Origin of the sequence: Gracilibacillus salitolerans (assembly GCF_009650095.1) — a bacterium.
Lineage (GTDB): Bacteria > Bacillota > Bacilli > Bacillales > Amphibacillaceae > Gracilibacillus > Gracilibacillus salitolerans.
Map to the genome: position 1 here is coordinate 799,716 of NZ_CP045915.1, position 25,439 is coordinate 825,154.

The 25,439-nt window shown below is 37.5% G+C and carries 25 protein-coding genes; 21 read left to right on the forward strand and 4 right to left on the reverse strand.

The window, feature by feature from the left end; all coding sequences use genetic code 11:
* Positions 1 to 62: 62 nt before the first annotated feature.
* Positions 63 to 299: a hypothetical protein gene (locus GI584_RS04015; RefSeq protein WP_100361912.1), complete on the forward strand. Its 237-nt coding sequence runs from the start codon at positions 63 to 65 to the stop codon at positions 297 to 299.
* Complete coding sequence (locus tag GI584_RS04020) at positions 283 to 849, forward strand: DUF6036 family nucleotidyltransferase (protein WP_153790328.1); 567 nt, start codon at positions 283 to 285, stop codon at positions 847 to 849. The genes GI584_RS04015 and GI584_RS04020 overlap by 17 nt, the downstream gene beginning before the upstream one ends.
* A gap of 86 nt (positions 850 to 935) precedes the next feature.
* Here GI584_RS04020 and moaC read toward each other — a convergent pair whose 3' ends face one another.
* Positions 936 to 1,421, reverse strand: coding sequence for a cyclic pyranopterin monophosphate synthase MoaC (gene moaC / locus GI584_RS04025; RefSeq protein ID WP_153790329.1), 486 nt, complete (start codon positions 1,419 to 1,421; stop codon positions 936 to 938).
* An 85-nt stretch (positions 1,422 to 1,506) separates the two neighbouring features.
* Here moaC and modA point away from each other — a divergent pair, with 85 nt between their 5' ends.
* The 6 genes from modA to GI584_RS04055 all read left to right on the forward strand — a co-directional run bounded on the left by modA (position 1,507) and on the right by GI584_RS04055 (position 7,418).
* Entirely contained in the window at positions 1,507 to 2,265 is a 759-nt protein-coding gene (gene modA / locus GI584_RS04030; protein ID WP_228552336.1) for a molybdate ABC transporter substrate-binding protein, read from the forward strand.
* Complete coding sequence (modB, locus tag GI584_RS04035) at positions 2,240 to 2,890, forward strand: molybdate ABC transporter permease subunit (RefSeq protein ID WP_153790331.1); 651 nt, start codon at positions 2,240 to 2,242, stop codon at positions 2,888 to 2,890. Before modA ends, modB begins: the two co-directional genes overlap by 26 nt.
* 95 nt (positions 2,891 to 2,985) lie before the next feature.
* A complete protein-coding gene (locus GI584_RS04040; RefSeq protein WP_153790332.1) occupies positions 2,986 to 4,728 on the forward strand; it encodes an adenine deaminase C-terminal domain-containing protein in 1,743 nt (580 codons plus the stop codon).
* Positions 4,729 to 4,976: 248 nt separating this feature from the next.
* A complete protein-coding gene (locus tag GI584_RS04045; RefSeq protein WP_153790333.1) occupies positions 4,977 to 6,026 on the forward strand; it encodes a DUF3048 domain-containing protein in 1,050 nt (349 codons plus the stop codon).
* An 18-nt stretch (positions 6,027 to 6,044) separates the two neighbouring features.
* Positions 6,045 to 6,341: a YerC/YecD family TrpR-related protein gene (locus GI584_RS04050; protein ID WP_018932368.1), complete on the forward strand. Its 297-nt coding sequence runs from the start codon at positions 6,045 to 6,047 to the stop codon at positions 6,339 to 6,341.
* Between the two features lie 90 nt (positions 6,342 to 6,431).
* On the forward strand, positions 6,432 to 7,418 hold the full coding sequence (locus GI584_RS04055; RefSeq protein WP_153790334.1) for a Gfo/Idh/MocA family protein: 987 nt from the start codon (positions 6,432 to 6,434) through the stop codon (positions 7,416 to 7,418).
* A 249-nt stretch (positions 7,419 to 7,667) separates the two neighbouring features.
* Here GI584_RS04055 and pdxR read toward each other — a convergent pair whose 3' ends face one another.
* The gene (gene pdxR / locus GI584_RS04060) at positions 7,668 to 9,080 is read right to left on the reverse strand and encodes a MocR-like pyridoxine biosynthesis transcription factor PdxR (protein ID WP_153790335.1); all 1,413 of its coding nucleotides are present in this window, start codon (positions 9,078 to 9,080) and stop codon (positions 7,668 to 7,670) included.
* A 382-nt stretch (positions 9,081 to 9,462) separates the two neighbouring features.
* Here pdxR and GI584_RS04065 point away from each other — a divergent pair, with 382 nt between their 5' ends.
* Positions 9,463 to 10,362 carry a DMT family transporter gene (locus tag GI584_RS04065; protein ID WP_153790336.1) on the forward strand — a complete coding sequence of 300 codons (900 nt, stop codon included), beginning with the start codon at positions 9,463 to 9,465 and terminating at the stop codon, positions 10,360 to 10,362.
* Positions 10,363 to 10,426: 64 nt separating this feature from the next.
* Here GI584_RS04065 and ahpF read toward each other — a convergent pair whose 3' ends face one another.
* Positions 10,427 to 11,953: an alkyl hydroperoxide reductase subunit F gene (ahpF, locus tag GI584_RS04070; protein WP_153790337.1), complete on the reverse strand. Its 1,527-nt coding sequence runs from the start codon at positions 11,951 to 11,953 to the stop codon at positions 10,427 to 10,429.
* 252 nt (positions 11,954 to 12,205) lie between these two features.
* Complete coding sequence (gene ahpC, locus GI584_RS04075; RefSeq protein WP_100361901.1) at positions 12,206 to 12,769, reverse strand: alkyl hydroperoxide reductase subunit C; 564 nt, start codon at positions 12,767 to 12,769, stop codon at positions 12,206 to 12,208.
* A 292-nt stretch (positions 12,770 to 13,061) separates the two neighbouring features.
* Between ahpC and GI584_RS04080 the strand changes: the two genes are divergently transcribed.
* The 12 genes from GI584_RS04080 to pcrA all read left to right on the forward strand — a co-directional run bounded on the left by GI584_RS04080 (position 13,062) and on the right by pcrA (position 25,432).
* Positions 13,062 to 14,555, forward strand: a complete 1,494-nt coding sequence (locus tag GI584_RS04080; protein ID WP_153790338.1) for a nitrate/nitrite transporter — start codon at positions 13,062 to 13,064, stop codon at positions 14,553 to 14,555.
* A 221-nt stretch (positions 14,556 to 14,776) separates the two neighbouring features.
* On the forward strand, positions 14,777 to 15,295 hold the full coding sequence (locus tag GI584_RS04085) for a MauE/DoxX family redox-associated membrane protein (protein ID WP_153790339.1): 519 nt from the start codon (positions 14,777 to 14,779) through the stop codon (positions 15,293 to 15,295).
* Positions 15,296 to 15,309: 14 nt separating this feature from the next.
* The gene (locus GI584_RS04090; RefSeq protein WP_100361898.1) at positions 15,310 to 15,795 is read left to right on the forward strand and encodes a hypothetical protein; all 486 of its coding nucleotides are present in this window, start codon (positions 15,310 to 15,312) and stop codon (positions 15,793 to 15,795) included.
* A gap of 242 nt (positions 15,796 to 16,037) precedes the next feature.
* Positions 16,038 to 16,949, forward strand: coding sequence for an ABC transporter ATP-binding protein (locus GI584_RS04095; RefSeq protein ID WP_194842117.1), 912 nt, complete (start codon positions 16,038 to 16,040; stop codon positions 16,947 to 16,949).
* Entirely contained in the window at positions 16,942 to 17,667 is a 726-nt protein-coding gene (locus GI584_RS04100; protein ID WP_100361896.1) for an ABC transporter permease, read from the forward strand. Before GI584_RS04095 ends, GI584_RS04100 begins: the two co-directional genes overlap by 8 nt.
* 2 nt (positions 17,668 to 17,669) lie before the next feature.
* On the forward strand, positions 17,670 to 18,305 hold the full coding sequence (locus GI584_RS04105) for a CPBP family intramembrane glutamic endopeptidase (protein ID WP_153790341.1): 636 nt from the start codon (positions 17,670 to 17,672) through the stop codon (positions 18,303 to 18,305).
* A 124-nt stretch (positions 18,306 to 18,429) separates the two neighbouring features.
* The gene (locus tag GI584_RS04110; RefSeq protein WP_153790342.1) at positions 18,430 to 18,894 is read left to right on the forward strand and encodes a hypothetical protein; all 465 of its coding nucleotides are present in this window, start codon (positions 18,430 to 18,432) and stop codon (positions 18,892 to 18,894) included.
* Positions 18,895 to 18,915: 21 nt separating this feature from the next.
* A complete protein-coding gene (locus GI584_RS04115; protein ID WP_153790343.1) occupies positions 18,916 to 19,920 on the forward strand; it encodes an efflux RND transporter periplasmic adaptor subunit in 1,005 nt (334 codons plus the stop codon).
* An 18-nt stretch (positions 19,921 to 19,938) separates the two neighbouring features.
* Positions 19,939 to 21,126: an ABC transporter permease gene (locus GI584_RS04120; protein ID WP_153790344.1), complete on the forward strand. Its 1,188-nt coding sequence runs from the start codon at positions 19,939 to 19,941 to the stop codon at positions 21,124 to 21,126.
* Between the two features lie 14 nt (positions 21,127 to 21,140).
* Positions 21,141 to 21,830: an ABC transporter ATP-binding protein gene (locus GI584_RS04125; protein WP_153790345.1), complete on the forward strand. Its 690-nt coding sequence runs from the start codon at positions 21,141 to 21,143 to the stop codon at positions 21,828 to 21,830.
* A 656-nt stretch (positions 21,831 to 22,486) separates the two neighbouring features.
* The gene (pcrB, locus tag GI584_RS04130; protein ID WP_153790346.1) at positions 22,487 to 23,167 is read left to right on the forward strand and encodes a heptaprenylglyceryl phosphate synthase; all 681 of its coding nucleotides are present in this window, start codon (positions 22,487 to 22,489) and stop codon (positions 23,165 to 23,167) included.
* A gap of 15 nt (positions 23,168 to 23,182) precedes the next feature.
* Positions 23,183 to 25,432, forward strand: coding sequence for a DNA helicase PcrA (gene pcrA, locus GI584_RS04135; RefSeq protein ID WP_153790347.1), 2,250 nt, complete (start codon positions 23,183 to 23,185; stop codon positions 25,430 to 25,432).
* The last annotated feature ends 7 nt before the right edge of the window (positions 25,433 to 25,439 follow it).

Sequence of the window (25,439 nt, forward strand, 5' to 3'; positions counted from 1 at the left end):
AAGTATTGCTTATGCCTTTAAAGAATTGGGTATAATAGAAAAATAGAAAGGTGGTTAGGGTGATGAGAAAAATGAGAATGGAAGACTTGGAACAAAAAATTGAAGCAAATCGCAAACAAGCAAATGCTATTATCCGAGAATCTCGACCGCCAGGAAGAATAAAAAAATCCCGAACACGCAGTCTAGGAGAACGCGAAGCCTTAGATAAAATCGCAATAGCGAGATGGGAAAAAGCTGTTGCGGAAGGTAAAATAAAACGGATATCAAAAAGGAAAATGTATTATGATTACCGTGAATGAAATAAAACAGGTATTTCCTAAACTAAAGAAGCTATCAAAGTTTGAACGTCAAATCCAATTTGCAGCACTTATAACAGAATATATGAAAGCTAAAAACATTAAGCCAGTCATTGTGGGCGGACTTGCAGTTGAAATTTATACAAGAAATGACTATCAGACCCAGGATATTGATTTTGTTAGTGATGGATGGGATAAGTTCAATTCAATACTTACTGATTTGGGTTTTATACGAACAGAACGCGAGTGGTACCACACTGATTTAGAAATAGCAGTGGAAGTCCCATCTAATGTTCTTGAAGGAAGTGAAGAACATATTGTGGAGTTAGAACTTCTCGATGGAAAAAATGTCTATGTTATTAGCGTGGAGGACATTATCATTCATCGATTAGAAGGCATTGTCTTTTCTACGACTTATCCCAAGGAAGATGAAGATGATGAGTGGGCACACCGATTGTTTCTTATTCATAGAGATAATCTGGATCTCACTTATTTAAAAGAACAGGCAGAAGCCACTAAAGTTTTGTCATTTATAAAAGAATGGATGAAATAACAAAAGTGTATAAAAATAATTCATTCTTTATCATGAAAGGTAGAGATATAAGTGAGGGGCAAAGAGAGAAGCCCTACTGATGCTTTCTACTCCTCTCTCTTATATATCCCACTTTTCCCACCAGTTTTTTTAAGTAAATAAGTCTGGCCAATTACCATTCCTTTATCAACTGCTTTACACATATCATAAATGGTTAATGCTGTAACAGAAGCAGCGGTTAAAGCTTCCATCTCCACACCGGTACTCCCTTTTGTCTTGGCTTCTACTGTTATTACTAACTCGTATGTATCCTCTTCGTTCTCCCAGTCAAATTGAATATTGATCCCACTTAACGGTAATGGATGACACATCGGAATAATAGTTGATGTTTGCTTTGCCGCCATAATCCCGGCCACTTGTGCTACGGAAAGGACATCCCCTTTGCCAATGGTTTGATCAACAATTTTCGTATAGATTTCCTGATTTACCAAAATGCTTGAGCGGGCTATGGCGGTTCTACTCGTTACCTGTTTGTCTGTTATGTCCACCATTTTCGCTCTACCTTGTTCATTTATATGAGAAAATTCAGCCATTTTATTCACCAACCTTCGCCATCATTATACTACAAAAAAACATGTTATAATAGAAAGATCATGACAGGAAGGGTTACCGATAAAAATGAAACGAGTACTATACATATTATTAGCTCTTACTTTATTAACCGCATGTCAGCAAGAAGAAGAAATAACTATTTCGGCAGCGGCATCCTTAACTGACGCATTACAAGAGATTGTACAACAATTTGAAGAGGTAAACCAGGATATAACCGTTTCACTTAATCTGGGCGGGTCAGGTTCGTTGAGCCAGCAAATTATTCAGGGAGCACCAGCAGATATCTTTTTCTCTGCCTCTGTTCCACATTTTGAACGTGTTTTACAAACAGGATTGATCGAGGAAGAGAATGCTCGTGCTTTATTAGCGAATGAACTGGTATGGATTCAACCAAAAGGTGATCAACTAGCGACTACGATGGACTCTTTCGATCAAATGGCGATTGGGACACCAGAAATCGTTCCCGCTGGTAGCTATGCACAACAAGCTTTGACGACACAAGGAATATATAACAAATTAGAAGATCAACTCGTTTTTACGAAAGATGTTAGACAAGTCGTACAATATGTAGAAAGTAATAATGTAGATGCCGGCATTGTTTATCGTACAGATGCATTGATCTCTAATAAAGTGCAAATAAATGAAACATTGCCGATGGGGGAGCACGATCAGATCATATATCCAGTTGGTATCATCAAGGATTCTCGTGCGGTAGGAGCCTTTTATGACTATTTACAGTCAGATGAAGCACTCGATATATTTCAACAATACGGATTTCAAGAAATAGATGGTGACATAGATGGAAGCATTTTTTCAACCAATTAAATTATCATTAATTGTCTCAACCATAGCATTAATAATTGTCTTTTTCCTGGGCACCTTAACTGCATGGGTGATGTTTAAAAAAGATTTTAAAGGGAAAGTATGGATAGAAACCATATTAATATTACCAATCGTTTTACCTCCGACTGTAATTGGGTTTATTTTAATTATGATATTTGGCCAAAACGGTCTGTTAGGTAAAGTAACGAATCTATTGTTTAATCAATCGCTTATGTTTACGATTTGGGCAGCTATTATTGCAGCAGTGGTGGTTGCTTTTCCGCTTATGTATCAATCTGTCAAAACAGGTTTAACATTTGTGGACCGCTATATAGAAGATGCAGCAAGAGTAGATGGTTCCAATGAATGGGATGTTTTTCGATATATTACTTTGCCATTAATTCAAAAGCCTATTCTTTCAGGAGTCATTCTTAGCTTTGCCAGGGCTTTAGGAGAATTTGGAGCTACGTTAATGTTTGCCGGAAATATTCCTGGTCGTACACAAACAGTACCGATGGCGATCTATGTAGCCTTTGAATCCAATAAAATGACACTAGCATGGGCGTGGGTTTTGTCTATCATTGTCGTATCTTTTGTGATGCTATTTTTTATACGTAAATCTGCCTAAAAAATAGTCATAAATTTGTAAAAAATACACAATGCAAACGCTATCAATGCGTGTTAGAATAAAAAGAAATCAAAAAAGAAGATGAGGAGATTATGATGAATGATCATTTATATAGATGGCGTAATAAAGAAATTCGTAAGCAAGTAGCAGTTATTGATGGCAAAGAGTCACCAACACTGATTTTGAAAAATGCATATTATTTAAATGTTTTCCTAAGAAAATGGTTGGAGGCTCATATCTGGATCTATCATGACCGGATTGTATATGTCGGCTCGAAATTACCAACATCGTTAACAGACATAGAAGTAGTGGATTGTACAGGTAAATATGTGGTGCCAGGATATATTGAACCACATGCACATCCGTTTCAACTTTATAACCCTTATGAATTAGCTATGTATGCCGGTCAAACAGGAACAACAACATTAATGAATGACAACCTACCATGGCTTTATTTAACTAATAGAGAGAAAGCGTTTACATTATTGGAAGATTTCATGAAGATCCCCGTATCGATGTACTGGTGGGCAAGGTTTGATTCACAGTCCGAGATCAATGAAGAACAAGAGATCTTTAGGGATGAGGAAGTTCAAGCTTGGTTGCAGCATGAAGCAGTCGTGCAAGGTGGAGAATTAACGGCGTGGCCGCAAGTGATGCGTGACGATGACCGCATTCTTTATTGGATGCAGGAAGCAAAGCGGCTACGCAAACCAGTTGAAGGGCACTTCCCAGGTGCTTCCGAGCATACATTAGTAAAGCTAAAGCTGCTCGGTGTCAGCTCAGATCATGAAGCATTATCTGGAGAAGAGGTATATAACCGTCTATCAATGGGATATCGTGTAGGTTTGCGTAATTCTTCGATACGCCCTGATTTAGCAAAGTTGTTGAAAGAACTACAGGAACTTGGTATCAACTCTTATGATTTCTTGACGATGACCACAGATGGTTCCACACCTGCTTTTTATGAAAATGGGATCATTAATCAATGTATTCAAATCGCAATTGATAGTGGTGTTCCGGAGATTGAAGCATATATGATGGCAACATACAATGCAGCAGAGCAATTTCATTTAGAAGAACGACTTGGCGGCATTGCTCCAGGTCGAGTAGCACACCTAAATATTTTATCAGAAGTTAATAATGCCACACCTGAATCTGTTATTGCTAAAGGAAAATGGTTGAAAAAGAATGGACAATTAGTTGACCAACATATTGAAATGGACTGGGATAGATATGGATTAGGAGAGCTCAGCTTAGACTGGCAGTTAACAGAAAAAGACTTGCAATTCTCGATGCCGGTCGGACTGAAAATGGTCAATGATGTCATCATGAAACCATATCCAATTACGATTGACGCCAATACAGAAGAAATTACGAATTCAAAAGATGAATCGTTCCTGATGTTAATCGACCGTGAAGGACAGTGGCGAGTGAACACAATCATTAAAGGATTCACGAAAACGTTAGGAGGATTGGCCAGTTCCTATTCGTTAACAGGTGATATAATTTTAATCGGGAAAAGTAAATCAGATCTGTTACTCGCATTTTCAAGAATGAAAGAAATAGGTGGTGGTATTGTCCTTGTACATGAAGGAAGAGTGATTTTCGAATTACCGTTACAAATTGCTGGTATGATGTACAAAGGAAAAATGCCAAAGTTGATAGAAGAGGATATAAAATTAAAAGAAATTCTAATCGATCACGGCTATCAATACGACGATCCACCGTACAATTTATTATTCTTATCATCGATGCATTTACCTTTTGTTCGGATTACACCGTTAGGTATTATCGATGTGAAGAAAAAAGAAATACTCTTCCCAGCAATAATGCGATAGAAAGGTATAGAACCGCTCACGGGAAATCGCCTAGTCTCTGGAGCTCAAAGCTAGACATCTCTTAATATACTTTTTTAATGATAAGAAAAGAGGTTGGCGATTAGTCAACTTTCCTCTATAATGGAATTAGTTCTATCGGCATGCAACGAATAAGCATGCCGATATTCCGTTTGTCACGGTGTTAACCGTCCGTAACCCCCACTGAAGGGGAGTCTCACTTTATACTATTTTAAGAGGTGGCCTTTTTGATGAAGAAATTATCTGTATTGTTTATTATTGTATTATGTTCATTAGTGGCATGTTCTAATAATGAAGAAGCAACAAATGAGCAAGATCAGGAAGAACTAGAAGAAACAGTGGAAGAGGAACCGGTCGAACCTGAAGAACCGGGAAAACCAGATCATATATACCCCTTAACAGGGCTTGAAGCCGAAGAAGAAGTGACGGATCGATTGATTGCCGTTATGGTCAATAACCATCCAAAAGCAAGACCGCAAACAGGGCTTTCTCAGGCAGATATAGTGTTTGAAATTTTAGCAGAAGGTGATGTTACTCGGTTTATGGCGCTTTATCACAGTAATATTCCTGCACGTGTAGGTCCTGTCAGAAGTGCAAGACCATACTATTTTAATCTAGCAAACGATTATAATGCGATTTATGTCTATCATGGTGCTGCAGATCATATTGAAAATATGGTTCAGTCTGGTGCAGTACAAGGATTAAATGGCATGTACTATGATAATGATAAAGTGTTATTTGAAAGATCAACTGACCGTAATCCGCCACATAATTCATATACACTATTTGACGGTATCTATCAACGGGCGGAGGAACAGGGGTATTCGCTTGAAGCAGAGTATCAACCGATGGCATTTTTGGAGGAAGAGTCTGTGGACGGTGAAGCTGCTACCGATATAAGTTTATACTATGGTAATTATGGTGTAAGATACCAATATGATGAGGCAACAGAGAAGTATTTACGATTTAGTGACGGTGTACAGACAGTAGAAAATGCAGACAGTACACCTATTCAATTGGATAATGTGTTAATTATGGAAACAGCACATCAAGTAATTGATGACGAGGGGCGCCGTGACATTGATTTTAGTTCCGGCGGGAATGCTTTATTACTACAGCAAGGTAAAGTGCAAGACGTGCAATGGGAACGAAATGATGGTAGAATAATCCCAACGAAAGATGGAGAGCCTATTCCGTTTGTTCCAGGACAAACATGGATCAATGTAATTCCTACAAGCCCTGGCATTGATAGTGTAGAACTGTCAAATACGGCGGAGTAAAAAGGAGAGATGTATACCATGCAAATCGATAAATTGCGTGGCAAACAGTTAGATCAATTATTTGATGCTATTTTATCGCTGGAAGACCGGGAAGAATGCTACCGCTTTTTTGATGATATTGCAACAATGAATGAAATTCAATCATTGGCACAACGCCTGCAAGTAGCGAAAATGCTTGACGAAGGCAGAACATACACAGCTATTGCGGAAGAATCAAGCGCATCTACGACAACTATCTCTCGGGTGAAGAGATGCCTTGCTTATGGTACTGATGGATATCGAATGGTGTTGGACCGATTAAAGGAAAAAGAGTAAAATAAGGAGTGTCTCTTATAAGAGACGCTCTTTTTCGGTGTTGAAAAAAAGTGTTCAGAAAAAAATAACAATAAAATGGAGGCAATATATATGATTCGCTTTGGAGTTATTGGTACGAATTGGATTACCGATCGATTTATTGATGGAGCAAGTAAACTAGATAATTTTCAGTTAAATGCTGTTTATTCAAGAACGGAAGAAAAAGCAAGAGAGTTTGCGAGTAAGTACAACGTCGAACATACATATACAGATCTAAATGAGTTGGCAAGCAGTGACAAAATTGATGCTGTTTATATCGCTTCGCCAACCGCTTTTCACAGTGAATATGCGATAGCTTGTATGAAAGGCGGTAAACATGTTATTGTCGAAAAACCTTTCGCTTCCAATGAGCAGGAAGTACAAACAATGGTCGATACAGCAAAGCAACAAAAAGTTACACTGATGGAAGCGATGAAAACGACACATGTTCCCAATTTCAAGCTCATTCAAGAAAGTTTGGATAAAATTGGACCTGTTCGTCGCTTTGTTGCGAACTTCTGTCAATATTCCTCACGCTATGATAAATACAAAGAAGGCATTGTATTAAACGCATTTAAACCGGAATTATCAAATGGGTCATTGATGGATATTGGTGTCTATTGTATTTATCCGATGGTAGCATTATTTGGTGGTCCAGATCGTGTAAAAGCAACAGCCTATATACTAGAATCAGGTGTTGATGGAGAAGGAACCGTGACAGTGGACTACCCATCCTTAAATGGTGTCTGCATGTTTTCTAAAATCACTAACTCTGCTATCCCATCAGAAATTCAAGGGGAAAATGGATCTATTGTTATCGGAAAATTTTCAGATATGAATGATGTTAAAATTGTGTATAAAGATGGTTCTGAAGAGATTTTAGACACTGCGCAAGAAGAGAACACGATGTATTATGAAGCAAAATCATTTATAGAATCGATTGAAAATAATGAAATCGAAAATACAGTAAATACATGGGGTAATTCTCTGAACACCATTCGAGTCCTTGATCAGGCTAGAAAAGAAATAGGGGTCGTGTTTCCAGCTGATAAAAAGTAATGCTTTTTCACAAACGAAATAAGAAAATCTATTATATTTAGAAAATAAAAGAGGCTGTCCTCCCAATAAGGGTGACAGCCTCTTTCTTATTAGGATGATTTTATAAGACTAGCTATTAATTTTATTACCGGTTCGTTGACTTTTGTTGAAACATATTTTGAATCTAACATTAATTCAATAATGTTAGAACTTTAAAATACTTTAAGTTGCGTATTTTTCTTAAAAATCCATTTTTTCAATGTTAACAGGCTAATTGTAATGTTCATTAAACACTTTGCTCAATCTATCAACACCGGTTTGAATTTCTTTAATGGATAAATGCCCAAATCCTATAATCCATTTGTTTATGTGCTCGTTTTCTGCTTTTATATATTGTTTGACGGGATAGATCATGACCTTTTCTTTTTTTAATTGATCTATAAAATGATCTTCATAATTTATTGGGAATTCAACGGATACATGCAGACCTGTAGAAGTACCAAATAATTTAATACTAGGGAAAACTTCTTTCAAACTAGTAAGTAGTATTTGATGTTTCTTTTTGTATAACTTGCTCATCTTTCTGATATGGCTTTCAAGATCTCGATTTTCAATGAATTTTGCTAAAGCCAACTGTGACAATAATGGTGAGTGTAAATCCATATACCATTTCAATTGTTTACATGTCTCAATCAAATCTGATGGTAAAATCATATATCCGATTCGTAAAGCAGGTGATAGATTCTTACTAAAAGTACCTAAATAGATTACATGTTGAGGGTCTAACTCAAACATTGAACAAACTGGAGCTGACGTATATCGAAATTCACTATCATAGTCATCCTCAATGATATAACAGTGTTTCTCCCTAGCATAAGTAATAAGTTCAATCCTTCTCTGAATTGGCAACAAACCTCCAATAGGAAACTGGTGTGAAGGAGTAGTATAAATTAACTTTAGATTTGCAGGTAGATTATGGGTGTTTAATCCCAAGTCATCTACAGCCAATAAATTTATCTGATAATCTTGTTTATGAAAAATATCATAAATATCATTACTAGATGGGTTTTCGATCCCCATCGTTTTATCATTAGAATGGAACAGTTTTGAAATAATGGACAGTCCTTGGGCTGCTCCAGTTGTAATAATAATACGATCTGCCTCGCATTCAATTCCTCTTGTATGATACAAAAAGTCTGATATAGATTGCCTTAATTCCTGTATTCCTTCTGGACTTTGATAGCCTAAATAGTCAGTGGAACAATTTTTAATAACATCATTATAATATTGTAGCCATTTTGAGCGAGGGAAAAAATGGAGGTCCGGAATGCCTGGTTTAAAATTAATGAAATTTTTATTACTAGAAACGGTTTCTTTATTATAATTTAATACTTTATTTGAAGATATTATTTCATCTTTAGATGTTCTGACAGAAAGCACTGCTCCTATTTCCACAAATGTCCCCTTACCATGTTTGGTAGTGACAAACCCTTCTGTAAAAAGTAAATCATAAGCTTCAATCACTACATTTCGTGAAACCTTTAAATTATCGGCTAATTCTCTTGTTGATGGTAAACGATCACCTGCTTGTAAATTCCCTTCTAAAATTCTCTTTCTTATTTGCTGATATATTTGTCGAATGAGGGGTAATTTTGACTGTCTATCAATAGAAACACCAAACATAACACTTATCTCCTTCTGATATATTCGTAGAGATATTTCGATAACAAGTGATTATTTTTATCCATCAACAAATACACTGATGAATACTTGCTTTTAAGGGTGTCATTCAATCGTTCTTAATAATAGAAAAGGTATGCTGGAGAATAAATTAAAGAGTATTGCCATATCAGTCATTTCCTCCATGTAAACGAAGTCAAGAGGTTTAGTTGGTTAGGCTTAGTTCTGTTTATTTACTAGCACACTCAACCTAAAAATTGGATCTATTTAAATTATATGTAAGTGGATCTACTGTAAGGCTACTATATCAAGTATACTTTGTAAAGAAAATGCCTGGAAGAGGTGTAACAATAGATAACTGTTTAAGAAAGAAGGTTGTGATACATTGATTTACAATAAGATAAAAGCGTATCTCTGTCTTATGTTTGCTATGATAATCGTGGGTAGCTCTATAGTTTTTGGAAAAATAATGGTAGAAAGCATTCCGGTTTTTTTGTCTTCTGGTCTTCGGTTTGCTATCGCTTCGGTTTTACTGTTTGTTATTTTGCTTATTGTAGAGAAAAAACTTCCTAAACTTACCAGAAAAGAAGTGACTATCCTGAGTTTGCAATCCTTCACAGGTGTTTTTCTTTTCAGTATATTTTTGCTATATGGAGTTCAATATACAAAAGCTGTTGAAAGTGGAATAATTACTAGTACTACACCTATAGTCATTGGGATATTATCATTCCTTATATTAAAGGAGAAGCTGACAAGACAGGTTATGATAGGTGTCCTATTTGTAGCCCTAGGCATTAGTGTGATAAACCTTGTAAATAGTGGAGAGGATGGGATTAGAGGAAATTTTCCAATGATCGGTAACATATTGGTAATGCTTGCTGTCATAGGTGAAGCATTGTTTACCATTTTGGGGAAATTGTTATCTAGAAGGTTAAGTCCATTAGCTATTTCTGCGTTTGTAACGTTTTTTGGATTTGTGTTTTTCTTACCTTTTGCTTTGTATGAAGCTATGATGTTTGATTTTAGTCAACCGAGCATAAATGACTGGGGCTATGTATTATATTTTGCAGTTGTAGTCACGGTTATAGCTTTTTATCTTTGGTATAAAGGTGTATCTAAAGTATCCGGAAGTGTTTCAGGATTATTCACTGGTTTTTTGCCGGTATCTACTGCTTTGTTGTCTTATGTCTTTCTTAATGAGCAACTAACTTCTATACATGTGGTAGGATTTATGTTTGTGGTTCTTGGAATTTGTAGTAGCTCTTTGTTTAACAAAAAAGTGTAATTGGAATTAATTATAAAATGGAAGATGCTGCCACTCTAGTAGAAGGTGACAGCATCTTTTTTTATTAATTTCGAATTAAATGATCGAATGCGCCCAATGCCGCAGTAGCACCTGATCCCATTGAAATAATGATTTGCTTATAAGCGCTGTTCGTACAGTCACCTGCTGCAAATACACCAGGGATACTTGTTGTACCATGATCATCCACAACGATTTCGCCAAATTTATTTACTTCAACTGTATCTTTTAGCCATTCTGTATTTGGTACGAGACCAATTTGAATGAAGACACCTGCAAGTTCAATTGTTTTTTCTTCTTCTGTTTCACGGTCTATATATCGAAGGCCTTCCACTTTGTCAGAACCATAGATTTCAGAAGTCCTTGCGTTTGTATGCACCGTTACGTTGGGTAAGCTATATAAACGATCCTGTAAAACGTTATCTGCTTTTAGTTCTGGAGCAAATTCAATTAATGTAACGTGTTTAACAATACCTGCTAAGTCAATTGCTGCTTCGACCCCAGAGTTTCCACCACCAATTACGGCAACATCTTTTCCTTCAAAGATTGGACCATCACAGTGGGGACAGTATGCAACACCTTTATTTTTGAATTCTGCTTCACCAGGAACACCGATATTACGCCAGCGAGCACCAGTTGAAAGCACAACGGTTTTACTTTTAAGTGTTGCACCGTTTTCTAATTCCAGCTCAAAAAGGTCTTTTTTCTCTAAAGACTTCGCACGCATCGAGTTCATGATATCCACATTATAATCACGTACATGTTCTTCCATGTTAGCGACAAGCTTAGGACCTTCCGTATAAGTTGTAGTGATGAAGTTTTCTATACCAAGTGTATCTTGTACTTGACCACCAAATCGTTCGGCTACAATACCAGTGCGGATACCTTTACGAGCAGCATAAATGGCAGCACTGGAACCAGCAGGACCTCCACCAACTACTAATACATCATAAGGATCTTTATCATTTAACTCAGAAATGTCCGCGCTGCTTCCTAATGCTTCGAGGATGCTTTCAATCGTTTGTCGACCATCGACAAACTGTTCGCCATTTAAATAAACGGAAGGAACAGCCATGATGTCTTTACTATCTACTTCTTCTTTAAAAGCAGATCCTTCTACCATCGTATGGGTGATTTCAGGATGTACGACACTCATAATGTTAAGTGCTTGAACGACATCAGGACATTTTTGACAAGATAAACTTACATATGTTTCAAAGTGAAGTGGACCTTCTAATTTTTTGATTTGTTCAATAATAGAATCATCCACTTTTGGTGGGCGTCCACTCACTTGTAATAGAGCTAATATAAGTGAAGTGAACTCATGACCAAGTGGAACTCCAGCGAAAATAACACCGGTGTCCTCACCTGGACGATTGACACTAAAACTTGGAGTACGATCAAATGAGCTTTTCTCCACTTTGATTTTATCAGACATGCTTGCAATTTCATTTACAAGTTCGTCTACTTCTTTTGAAACATCGTCAGAACCAATGCTTGTCTTAATGACAATATCATTTTCTAACAGTTTCAAATATTCATTAAGCTGTGTTTTTATTTCTTGATCAAGCATTTTGACCCTCTTTTCTTATATTTCGTAGAAAGAATATATGGAGATGTCTAGCTCTGAGCGCCCAGATACTAGGCGACTTCACGAATCGCCCTAAGATAAAGAAGACTTGCCGATGGGTGAAACCAGAGGCTTAGTCGCACTTATACCTTTAGGTGAAAGTCATCATCGGTTCACTTTTCTCACCGTGATTCCTTTATCTCAGTTGATCCGATCCAGTCGCTACGTTTCTAGATGGGCGCTCTGCACTTTACTTTATATTTTCCCTACTAGATCAATACTTGGTCTAAGTGTTTCGCCGCCTTCTTCCCATTTAGCTGGGCACACTTCACCAGGATTGTTACGCACGTATTGAGCAGCTTTAATTTTGTTGATTAGTGAGCTTGCGTCACGACCAATACCCTCTGCATTAATTTCTGCTGCTTGGATTACACCATCAGGGTCAATAATGAAAGTTCCGCGATCAGCTAAACCAGCGTCTTCACGAAGTACATCAAAGTTTTGAGAGATGATGTGTGAAGGGTCACCAATCATTGTGTATTCGATTTTACCGATTGCGTCAGAGCTTTCATGCCAAGCTTTATGCGTAAAGTGAGTATCCGTAGAAACAGAGTATACTTCTACACCTAACTTTTGTAATTCTGCATATTGATTTTGTAAATCCTCTAACTCTGTTGGGCACACGAATGTAAAGTCTGCTGGATAGAAGCAAACAATGCTCCACTTACCTTTGAAATTTTCTTCTGTTACATCTACAAAGTCTCCTTGGCGGAATGCAGATGCTTGAAATGGTAGTACCTCTTTACCGATTAATGACATAATGATTGTCCTCCTTGTGTATTTTTTGTTTTTTGAATACTTATTCTCTGAAGAAAGTATTCATTACACAACAATTATTATAAAATAAATTAGCTTATAAGTGTAATGATACAAATGATAGTTCATAAATTCGTTAAAATAATGTTCGCCATTCTACCATTTTGAACGTAAAATTCATGGTTTATTCATAATTGAAAAATTATTGTTATAGATGTGAAAAAGATCACACAATTTATCAAAGCAAGCCGATATGATGACAATAACAAAACAGTGTAGGAAAGGATGGGCGAACATGACGAATGTGAAGAAATTTCAATTACCCTTACAAACCCTTAGCCTTGTAGTCGGCTTTATGGTGTGGGTATTACTCTCATCTCTAATGAGTTTTATTAAACAAGACATTAGCTTAACAGCAGGACAAATATCTTTTATTACTGCAGTTCCTGTTATTTTAGGTTCTGTCTTACGAGTTCCACTAGGTTTTTACGCCAATCGTTTTGGGGCGCGCGGTTTATTTGTGTTAAGTTTACTCTTTTTAATCCTGCCAGTCGGCTATTTGGGTATGGCTAATAGTTTTACAGATTTAATTCTATCGGGATTATTTCTTGGTATTGGTGGAGCGGTATTCTCTGTCGGGGTTACATCTTTACCGAAATATTATCCGAAAGAAAAACATGGATTTGTCAATGGTATTTATGGTGTGGGGAACATCGGTACTGCCGTTACTTCATTTGGAGCACCAATCATCGCCGGTATGTATGGCTGGCGAATGGCAGTTTTTACATTTATTATTCCTTTATTATTGTTTGCGATCTTAAATTTTTTATGGGGGGATCGTCATGAACCAAAAGTACAAACTTCATTAAAACAACAGGTGTTAGGTGTTTATAAAAATAATAAACTATGGTTTTTAAGCTTCTTTTACTTCTTAACATTCGGATCCTTTGTTGCTTTAACGGTTTATTTACCAAACTTTTTAGTATCGGAATTTCAGCTATCTGAAGTCGATGCTGGTTTGCGAACAGCAGGCTTTATTGCATTATGTACATTGCTCAGACCTGTTGGGGGCTGGCTAGGAGATAAGTTTAATCCGTTTAAAGTGTTAATGTTCGTTTTCACAGGCATGACGATTTCCGGTATTCTGTTATCTTTTTCACCAACGATTCTGCTATATACAATTGGCAGCTTGTCAGTAGCGGTGTTTGCAGGTATTGGGAATGGTACGATTTTTAAATTGGTTCCGTTATATTTCTCCAAACAAGCAGGGATTGTCAATGGTATTGTTGCTGCGATGGGCGGATTAGGCGGATTTTTCCCACCGATTATTCTTACTTTGGTTTATGATATCAACGGTCACTATGCAATTGGATTTATGGCACTATCCCAATTTGCACTGGCGAGTCTAATCATTATTATTTGGATGTATTATACCGATAAATTGAATTTGTCTAACTATATTGTGAACAATGCCGGACAGGGGATTTTAGTCACAGATGAAAATGGAAGAATTACAAAGATAAATCATGCCTTTGAACGAATAACCGGTTATCAGCAAGAAGAGGTAATTGGTCAAAATCCCAATATATTAAGCTCCGGACAGCAAGATCAGAGTTTTTACGATGAAATGTGGAAGCAATTGAAAGAAAAAGAAATTTGGCAAGGTAAGATTACCAATAAACGTAAGAAAGGAGAAATCTATACCCAATGGTTGTCGATTAGTGTGCTAAAAGATGCAGGGGATAATATAACTAATTATGTAGGGGTATTTAGTGAATTAAATGAGTGACCAGTTACCTATTGGTAGCTGGTTTTTTACCTGGATTAAATAAAACTGATATGCAGCATTGGATGATATAGTGAAATGGTTATAAGTAGAAAGTATGGAAAATAATTACCATTCATTAACATTATATTAACACTGTCTTAATATTCAGCTGTTATATTATAAGTAAGCAAAAACCTCCAAGACTTTCTTCCCTAAAAAATATAGATGGAGTGGAATGACGTATGTCATGGATTACGTTAGGACATGCATTTGTAGTCATCTATTTCTTATTTTCAAGCCTGGCTAAGCTAGTTAATTATCCTTATTTTGTTGAGCAATTGCCAAGGACATTAGCCCGGACCTATTCACATCTGTTAGCAATTATCATCATTTTTACAGAACTCACATTAACGATTGCGCTCATCTTCAGATTTCACACCAGTAGTATCTTAGTCGGCCTCATTTTGCTTGTCTTCATTTTTACAGTTTATATTTTCATCATGATTCAAAAAGGGATAACCAAAGAGGATTGTGGTTGCTATGGTGGTTTTCTTAAAGAACGGCTTGACTATCAAAAAGTAATCCAGAATAGCTTGCTTATTATCCTTTTATTAATTCTCCTATTACAGCCTTCTAGTACAGCACAGCTTAGAGATTATGGTCTTGCCATTGTCGGATTTATTACATATATGTTATTACATCATTTTTATCAGAAACTCCAACAGAACCAAGTGAAATTAGCGAAAATCAAATCGATGTAGGGAAGGAGAGACTTGTGTATATTCTAATCGGAATCCTTACTATCGTTGTTATTGGTCTAGCTGTTTTTTCCTGGATTATTTATCAGCAAGTACAGCAACTCTATCTGTTTTTCTTCAATTATTCAGGATTGGCAATAGGTCAGCAAGCACCAGACCTCCAGAATGTCGATATGGAAAAAGAAATCGTACTAATATTTGCAGATGTAGATTGTCCTAAATGTCGAGAAGTAATGGAAGAAATGAACCGTAAAAAGGATCGAATCGCACAAAACTACTGCATGGTAATGACACGAAGTCAACCGGATATAGAAGCGTTTTTAGCAGGTAAAGGCTGGAATCTCATTGTGAAGTCGATAACGGAACGGGAGAAGGAACGATTTCAAGTTATTATGGAGCCCTTTTTCTTTCAGGTGGAGGAAGGGGTTATTCATAAAAAAGGATTAATAGACTCGCTTGAAGACTTATTGGTTAACGAGACATCTCAAGCTCAAGCGAGTTAATGATCACCTTGAAAGGAGGTGAAACAAATGAAAAAACGTTTAGGTTGTGTTTCTCTTGTTGTTTTTGGTAAACGCATTGAAAAATGCTATGGTCCATCTTGGTTAAGAGTTTAATACTTAAAGCTGGAGGTATTTTGTGGCCGCAAGATACCTCCTCTAAATCTTATGAATGTAATTACATATCATATTACTAATTTTTTTCTTTTTTGTAAATATATATGCATAGTGATGAGGTGATCGAAATGAGTCCACCGTTATTAGAAGTTAGTCATATCATGAAGCGTTTTGTCAGTAAAAAACAGCAGGTAATAGCAGTAAATAACGTCAGTTTTGACATTAGTTCTAATGAAATAGTAGGGCTGGTTGGACATAACGGTTCAGGAAAGACAACGATTTTAAAAATGTTGGCAGGGTTACTGTATCCAGACGAAGGTACTATCAAAATAGAAGGTGAGCTCTGGGAGGAAAAACAAGTTAAAGAGACCATTGCTATTCTGTTAGAAGGTTCGCGTTCCTTTTACTGGAATTTAACAGGTAAACAAAACTTGGCTTATTTCTCTGTATTAGCAGATGTGAAGCATACTAAGGACAGAATAGCAGAACTAATCGAATTATTAGAGATGTCTGCTTTCATTGATCGGATGACTGGAACCTATTCAAGAGGTATGCAACAGAGGCTCTCACTTGCAATTGCTCTATTACAGCAACCGAAATTATTAATCTTAGATGAGCCTAGTAATGGACTTGATTATGAGTGGTCACAATTATTAGCGGAATTATTACAGGATTTAACAGCGAAAGTTGACATGAGCATCATTGTTGTCAGCCATGACTTTCATTTTCTATATCAATTTGTCGATCGAATCTTGCATCTCAAGAAAGGAATGTTAGTTAGAGAGCTTCCTGTTCATCGGACGAATGTAGATAGTAATGACCAGTATGTTTCTTTTCATCTGCAAGGTGAACTCCCAACAGATATGGACATCCCAGTTTCTTTATTAGTACAACAAAAGAAAAACGGCTGGATTATTAATGGTAACCCAGATTCCACCGAGATTTATCATTTTATCAGTAAGGCAGTCTCAAATGGTCTTACGGTAGAACAAGTAACAACATCATTAGCAGTTACAGGAAAGGAAGAAGCTTATGGCTAAAGTGGTGATGGCAGAGTTTCTTAAAGGTTTTCAACTGCAATGGAATTATCCGTTCTCCTTTCTATTACATACGATTCAGAATTTAATCATTACCGGGGTATTAATTTGGATGCTTAGCAGTTTAACATCCTTAGAACAGGTGATTGGCTTGTTATTTTGGCCTGTCGTCATAAGTGCTATTTCGTCCAGTGCACAATCGGTTCAGGACGATATGCAATATGGGACATTCGAGCGAATTGCAGCCAGTAAAAGAAGTTTATCCTTCATTTTATTAGCAAGAAGTTTATCAGACTTTATTTTCTCAGCTTTATTAACCGTTATCGCCATTGCAGGTGCAACTCTGTTTTTTGATATTTCACTAAGAGTAGAGGCGATCATAGCATGTCTGTTTATTGTGTTATGTACTGGTACTGGATTGAGTTTCATTTTAACGGGCTTGCAAATTTACTATCGAGATATTGGTCCATTAGGTAATATGATCGTCTTCGGCTCGGTAGTTGTTTTACTGCTTCCATGGGATCAATGGGTCAGTTTATTGGAAGTGTTTGTTTATCTCTTACTTCCATTCACAGCTAGTGCGATCTATATTCAGTCTTTTGATGCTGGCTATCTGGTTTATGCACTCATCAATAGTCTGCTTTTTTTCGTGATAGGTTTAGTTTATTTGCCATATATGGTTAGAAAAACTAAAGCCAATAAAGGATTAGGGAGATATTAAGAATGGGAACTACTGTTGCTTATGGTGGTGAAATGAGTAAAGTTCATTATCTTCTGTATACGATCAATCTTGTGGTAGGGTGCTTCGGCATCTCTATTATTCTACCATTTATTATCTTGTTTGGTATTGATCGATTGTCTGTTTCTGAAGATCTATCGATATTATTTCTTTTTACGATTCCAGCATTCATTGGTTTTATCCTCTTTCCGGTATCATGGTATCTCTTTTCACACAAACATCAATTACAGGATGTAGGAATTGTCAAGAGAATAGATAAAGCAACGGTAACGATTTGTGCACTTTCTTTTGGAATTATTGTTTATACCTGTTTTCACATTCAATATGTACCGTGGATCATGCTGGTTCACTTTGCTGTGATCGGCTTAGGAGAGGAATTGGTCTTCAGAGGCATATTACTTCATCGGCTTCAAAAGGTAATGGATAATTGGTTAGCCGTTTTGATATCAGCTGCTGTATTCGCTTTTGTTTTTCATTCGGGTCAGCCTTTCTTAGACAATGTAAGTTACCGGCTGATCTTAGGTGTTGTATTCGGCTTAATTTTTTTGCATACCAAAAACATATGGGGAGTGGCATGTATCCACTTTGCTTATAACTTTTTTATTACCTATCAATTATAAAGGGAGACTTCCATCAATGAGGGTTTTTGCCCCACTGATGGTTAGTGAAACATATTAGGGTGTTAGCGCCCCAAACTTCGGTTCTTACGGGCGACTAGCACCGTGATAAAGGGAGGGTTTAGTCTTGAAAATCAATAGTTTATTAGCTGTTCTAGCAAGTTTCTTTCTAATCGCTAGTTATGGGTTGTTTTTGTTATTAATGGACACAGAAAGTAGTTCTCTACTTTTCTATGATGTGGTAACCATTTGGCTGCCGGTGGGTGTCATTATTGCCATTGCTTTTATTGCTACACAACGAGGACCTTTAATTAAAGACAGTAGTTTATTAACAGGTGCATTCGTAGCCTTCGTTACCCATATCTTTTTTTATTTAGTTTTGGTTATTTCTCGATATTTGGAACATGTTCAAGATTTTCTTACATATTATGGGAACGAGCGGAACAATGAAGTAATGGAAACGATCGTCAATCAGACATGGAGTATTATTTTACAAGGTTATTTTACGGAATTAGTCATGATGGTCTTACTAGGATCAATCGGAGGATGGCTAGGAAGTAAAATAGGCCGCAATAAAACTGAAAGTGCTTAATAGATAAGGAGTAGGTCAGGGATGAAAAATAAAAAGAAGTGGGTTATTCGCACTGTACTAACGGTACTCGTTCTTTCACTAATTGGCTATTTTGTATTTGGTGGAACAGACCCGGTACCGTGGAAAGTAGTGCAAGCAGAAGTAAAGCAGATGACGAATGCAAATCAAGTAACAGCTACGGGAATAATTCGTTATAAAAATACCGTAGAACAACAGGCAGCGGATAGTGGTATGCTAGTCGAGCGCCATATTGAGGTAGGGGACAAAGTAGAAGAAGGAGATAAATTGGTAGATTTAGAGGTTTCTTTAGGAAATGAAACAGAAACAGTAGAAGTAACGGCTATTGCTAATGGTGAAGTCTTATCTTTACATGGGTATAAAGGCAGTTATATTCACACAGGTGATCCTTTAATCCTATTAGGAGAGCAAGATCAACTAGAAATCTATGGTGAATTATCTGAATTTGATTACGCCAGTGTAGCAAAAGGAGATAAAGTCACCATTGAAAGCAATGCATTTAATGAAGTGATGCAGGGAGAAGTAACAGTGATTGATCAGGAAGCAACACCATCAGAATTATCAGATGGTTCTGTAATAAAAATAAGAGTGGAAATGGAAGATACTTCTGGTCAAGACCCCATTCCAGGGTTACAAGCATTTTTAACCATTGAAACGGAGCAGCAAACAGAAGAAGCAGACGAGGCATTTATCGTACCGGAGACTGCCATAGTAGAAGAAGAGGGGCAATTTTATGTCTATACGGTGGAAGAAGGAAGCATTACAAAGAAAGAAGTGACACTTCAGTCCATACCAGCATTAGCATCCGATGACCAAGGAATTGGCAATGATCAATTTAGAATCTGGTTAGAGGAAGAAGTAAGTAGCGATGAAATTTTAGCTAATATGCTAGAGGTTGAGGAGGGAATTACAGCGGAGGACCTGATTATTGCTAATCCAAAAGATGATATCAAAGAAGGATCCACTGTTCCAACAGATCAGCTGGAAAGAATAGATGTCACCTCGTAAACAGAAGGAGTGCCGGATATGCAAATGAAAAATACGTTGCGTTTAGCTTTAGAGCAGTTAAAAGCTAATAAATTACGCACTTTTTTAACGTTAATTGGAATTATTATCGGGGTGGGGTCTGTTGTTGCCATTCTTTTAATTGGTGAGAGCGGGCGAAAGGATATAATCGGGGAATTCGAGAAAGACGCCAATAAATTATTTTATTTACACCTTGATACTAGTGATCAGTCAAAAACAAACCAAGCTTCCCTAGGTTGGCGTGATATCGATTTGTTGCGTGACCAATATCAAAGACAGGCACAGATTGCAGCCTCTTATTTAGATCAGAAGGAAGCAGTGTTCGAACAAGATACAGAGCAAGTGGATATTACGGCGGTAACGGATAATTATAGTCAAGTTTCTAATATGATAAATATAGCATACGGTAGTTTTTGGAATGAAGGCACCAATCAAAACGTTGTGCTAATTAACGAGGCATTAGCAGAAAAACATTATGGTACTGCCAGTCAAGCAATTGGACATTCAATCATGATTGACAGAGTTCCTTTTACCATTCAGGCGGTATATACTACGAATGATTTCGTTCAAAATGGTTCTCAAGCGAATCTATACGTCCCCTTACAGTCTTGGTATAAAATCCATTATTTAACCGATCGGCCAGTCCATAGCGTAGAAGTTCTCGTTTTGTCAGAAAACAGTTTTGATCAACTTCGTACAGAAATGGTCAGGACCCTAGCAGAATCGAAAGGGGTAGCAGAAACCTCTTTTCGTACACAGGCAGTGGACGATCAGTTAGATATGGTAAATAATATTTTACGTATTTTTACAGCTATCATCAGTTCTGTAGCGGGAATTTCTTTATTAGTGGGTGGTATCGGTGTGATGAATATTATGTTGGTTTCTGTCATGGAACGGACACGAGAAATCGGAATTCGCAAAGCAATCGGAGCAAAGCCACGGCATATTCTTCAGCAATTTTTAATTGAAACATTGGTGTTAACCACGCTTGGTGGTTTCATAGGCTGCCTGTTTGGATTGGGAATGGCGCTGTTAGTCACACAGTTAGCCGAAATGAGTTTCGTATTCTATTGGCCAGTGTTTCTTATCAGCTTTGGGATTACGACCATTATTGGTATTTTGTCAGGGTTTTACCCAGCAAGAAAGGCAGCTCGTTTAGATCCGATTGTTTCGTTACGTTATGAATAACAGGAGGCATAAGCATGACTTTAATTGAATTGAAACGTCTCACAAAGCAATATATTGCTGGTGAAGAAAAGGTGGAAGCGTTAAAAAGTGTCGATTTAACAATTGATGAAGGCGAATTCACGGCGATAATGGGTAGTTCAGGCTCAGGCAAGTCGACTTTACTGAATATATTAGGTTGTTTGGACCAGCCGACCTCTGGCGAATATTGGTTAAATAGCCAGGATGTACAGAATTTAGATGTGAATCAGTTATCAGATATCCGTAATCAATATTTAGGGTTTATCTTTCAATCGTTTCATTTATTACCCAGGTTAAATGTATGGAAAAATATAGAGCTGCCCATGTTATATCAAAATATAGGGAAACAGGAACGTAAAACACGTGCTAAAGCCTTGGCGGAACAAATGGGACTCGGTGAACGACTGCGACATATGCCTAGCCAGTTGTCAGGTGGTCAGCGGCAACGTGTAGCGATTGCGAGAGCACTGGCAAACAAACCAAAATTGTTATTAGCAGATGAACCAACTGGTAATTTAGACTCCAAAACTACGATTGAAATCATGGATATTCTGCAAGAGCTCAATCAATCTGGTGTTACCATTATTCTCGTCACACATGAGGACGAATTAATAGATTACACCAAGCGTACCATCCTACTACAGGACGGCATGATTGTAAAAGACGAGAAAAAACAGCTCGCTTAAATATATAACGTTTCGTGAACGTGTGTGCATTTCATAAGCGGAAAATGATGCGCAAATTTAAAGTGTATCTTAGGTCTCAGCCTCCTAGAAAAGCAAACCGCATTCCTGCTGGATCTTATGGAAAGTTTTAAGCGAAAATGAAAAGCAGTGTCCGTAAGAATAAATCTTACAGATACTTTAACGTGCAGATGAATAGTTTTGTCCATAAGCAAGCCTCTTACGGACAGTTTAAAGTGAAAACACAAACATTGAGGTTGGGACAAAACATAAATTATATACTGAAAAATGGATCGATTACTGCTCTTCCTTGGATTACTGGTTCTCTTCCTTGGATATATGCCTTTATCCAAGGAAGAGGGGTACTTTTCCAAGGAACAGAAACGCTTATCCAAGGAACAAAAACACGAGTATCAATCTTGATGTTCGTGTTTTGTCATGAAACAAGTAATTCTGTCCCAGCCTCTTTTCTCCCCATTTTCATAGATAGAGTCCATAAGAACCTCATACTTACGACCTTTACTCCATCCTTAACCACTCCCGTAAAAAGCGATTGTGACGTTTTCTTAAATTCTTTTCCTATATCATTCTAAAAAGGTGTATATTTTTGCTATAATGAAATAATGGATATAGAATCGTCATTATTGGAGGATTAGATTGTGTATAATATCGACGAATGGAAACATATCTTCAAGTTAGATCCAGCTAAAGCGATCTCTGAAGAAATGATAGATAAAATATGTGAATCAGGAACTGATGCCATCATGGTTGGCGGTACCGATGATGTAACATTAGATGGTGTGTTGCAATTATTAAGCAGCATCCGCCGTCACACGGTACCTGTTATTTTAGAAATATCCAATATCGAATCGGTCACACCAGGATATGACTATTACTTTGTACCGATGGTGTTAAACAGTCAAGATAAAAAATGGATGATGGATGTACAACATCAAGCGGTACTAGAATATGGGGACATCATTAATTGGAACGAGATGTTTGCCGAAGGGTATTGTATTATGAATGAGGAGTCGAAAGTCTTTCAGCATACTAATTGCAAGCTACCAACGCAAGACGAAGTAATTGCCTATGCAAGAATAGCAGAGCATTTATTCGGCTTACCATTTTTCTATTTGGAATACAGTGGTACATACGGAGATCCGACCCTTGTTAAATCAATCAGTCAGGAACTCAACGATACGAAATTAATTTATGGCGGTGGTATTGCAACAAAAGAACAAGCCGCAGAGATAAGTGGATATGCTGATATTATTGTGGTCGGCAATGCACTATATGATAACCCGAAGGAAGCGTTAAAAACGGTAAAAGCAACAAAGTAAAAGGACGGTGTTACAATGAGTCGGATGATGCACGACTTGTTAAAAGGATTAAATAAAGAACAACGCGAAGCTGTACAGCACACAGAAGGAGCCTTACTGATTATGGCAGGGGCAGGAAGTGGGAAAACCCGCGTATTGACCCATCGAATTGCCTATTTGCTAGATGAAAAGGAAGTTTCACCCCGCAATATATTAGCGATCACCTTTACTAATAAAGCGGCACGTGAAATGAAAGAGAGAATAGCGGGACTTGTTGGTCCATATGGAGCCAATATGTGGGTATCGACCTTTCACTCGATGTGTGTACGTATCCTGAGAAGAGATATTGACAGAATCGGATACAGTCGAAACTTTTCGATATTAGATAGTGCGGATCAACTAACCGTCATCAAAAATATTGTAAAAGATAAAAATATCGATGCTAAAAAGTTTGAACCGAGAGCAATACTCGGTGTGATCAGCAGTGCGAAAAACGAACTTATTACACCTGAAAAGTTTGCGGAATCGGTGAACAACTTTTTTGATCGCCAAGTTTCGGAAGTGTATGCCGAATATCAGCGCCGATTACGTAAAAATCAAGCACTGGATTTTGATGATTTAATTATGCAGACAATTCATCTCTTTAAACGAGTACCGGAAGTATTAGAGTACTACCAGCGCCGTTTTCAATACATTCATGTGGATGAGTACCAGGATACTAACCATGCGCAGTATTCTTTAGTGAAACAACTGGCAGCACGTTTTCAAAATCTTTGTGTTGTCGGGGATTCCGATCAATCGATCTATGCATGGCGTGGCGCGGATATAACTAATATTCTTTCCTTTGAAAAAGATTATCCTTCTGCACGTGTCGTCATGCTCGAGCAAAATTATCGCTCCACAAAGTCGATTCTTCAAGCTGCTAACCAGGTGATCGAAAACAACATGGGTAGAAAACCGAAGAATCTTTGGACGGAAAATCAAAATGGAAATAAAATTCGTTATTTCCAAGCGTCGACAGAGCGAGAAGAAGGATTGTTTGTTGCTGAGCGGATCGAAGAATTAACCCAGGAAACTAAATATAATCATAAAGATATTGCCATTCTTTACCGTACGAACGCACAGTCACGTGCGATAGAGGAAACTTTTATGAAGGCAAATATTCCGTATCAAATGGTCGGGGGCACAAAATTCTACGATCGTAAGGAAATTAAAGACTTGCTTGCTTACTTACGTTTGATCGTTAATCCCGATGATGATATCAGCTTTGTCCGTGTTGTGAATGTACCCAAACGCGGTATCGGAAAAACAACGATAGACAAGCTTCAGGCATATGCTACGGCAAATGATATTTCATTATACACGGCTGTTCAGGAAGTAGATTTTGTTGGTGTCAGTGCAAAAGCAGCAAAATCATTGATGGAATTTGGCCAGATGATTAAAAATTGGGAGCAACAGCAGGAATTTCTATCTGCTACCGATATGGTCGAAGAAGTAATTGAAAAAACAGGCTATGAAGAAATGCTCCATAATGAAAGAAGCATTGAAGCACAAACACGCCTAGAAAACATTGAAGAATTCAAAACCGTTACCAAACATTTTGAGGAAACGAATGAGGATAAAACGTTAGTCAATTTCCTGACTGATTTAGCATTAATCTCGGATATTGACCGTATGGACGATGATCCAACCGCAGATGACAGTGTGACGATGATGACATTACATGCGGCAAAAGGGTTGGAGTTTCCAGTTGTATTTCTGATTGGAATGGAAGAAAGTGTTTTTCCGCATAGCCGTTCCATGATGGATGAAGAGCAGATGCAGGAGGAGCGACGCCTTGCCTATGTTGGGATTACCAGAGCAGAAGAGCTGCTGCACGTCTCCCATGCGAAGATGCGTACTTTATTTGGACGAACGAATATGCACCCTATTAGCCGCTTCATTGATGAAATTCCGGAAGACTTATTAGAAGGAAAAGAAGAGTTGCAGGAATCGATGTTTGGCTCACGGCTGGGGCGAATGTCGATACAAGATCAGGACTTACCATTTGAAAAGCCGAAACCAGACAAACCGAAACGGAAACCAATACGTCATGTTAATCCATCAACCGGTGGAGAGAAAGAAGGCTGGAATGTAGGTGACAAAGCTAATCATAAAAAATGGGGACAAGGAACAGTTGTGAAAATAGATGGTTCCGGCGATGCGATGGAATTAGACATTGCCTTCCCAGCGCCAACAGGCATTAAACGCCTGCTTGCCAAATTTGCCCCAATTACGAAGGTGTAAAAAAAGG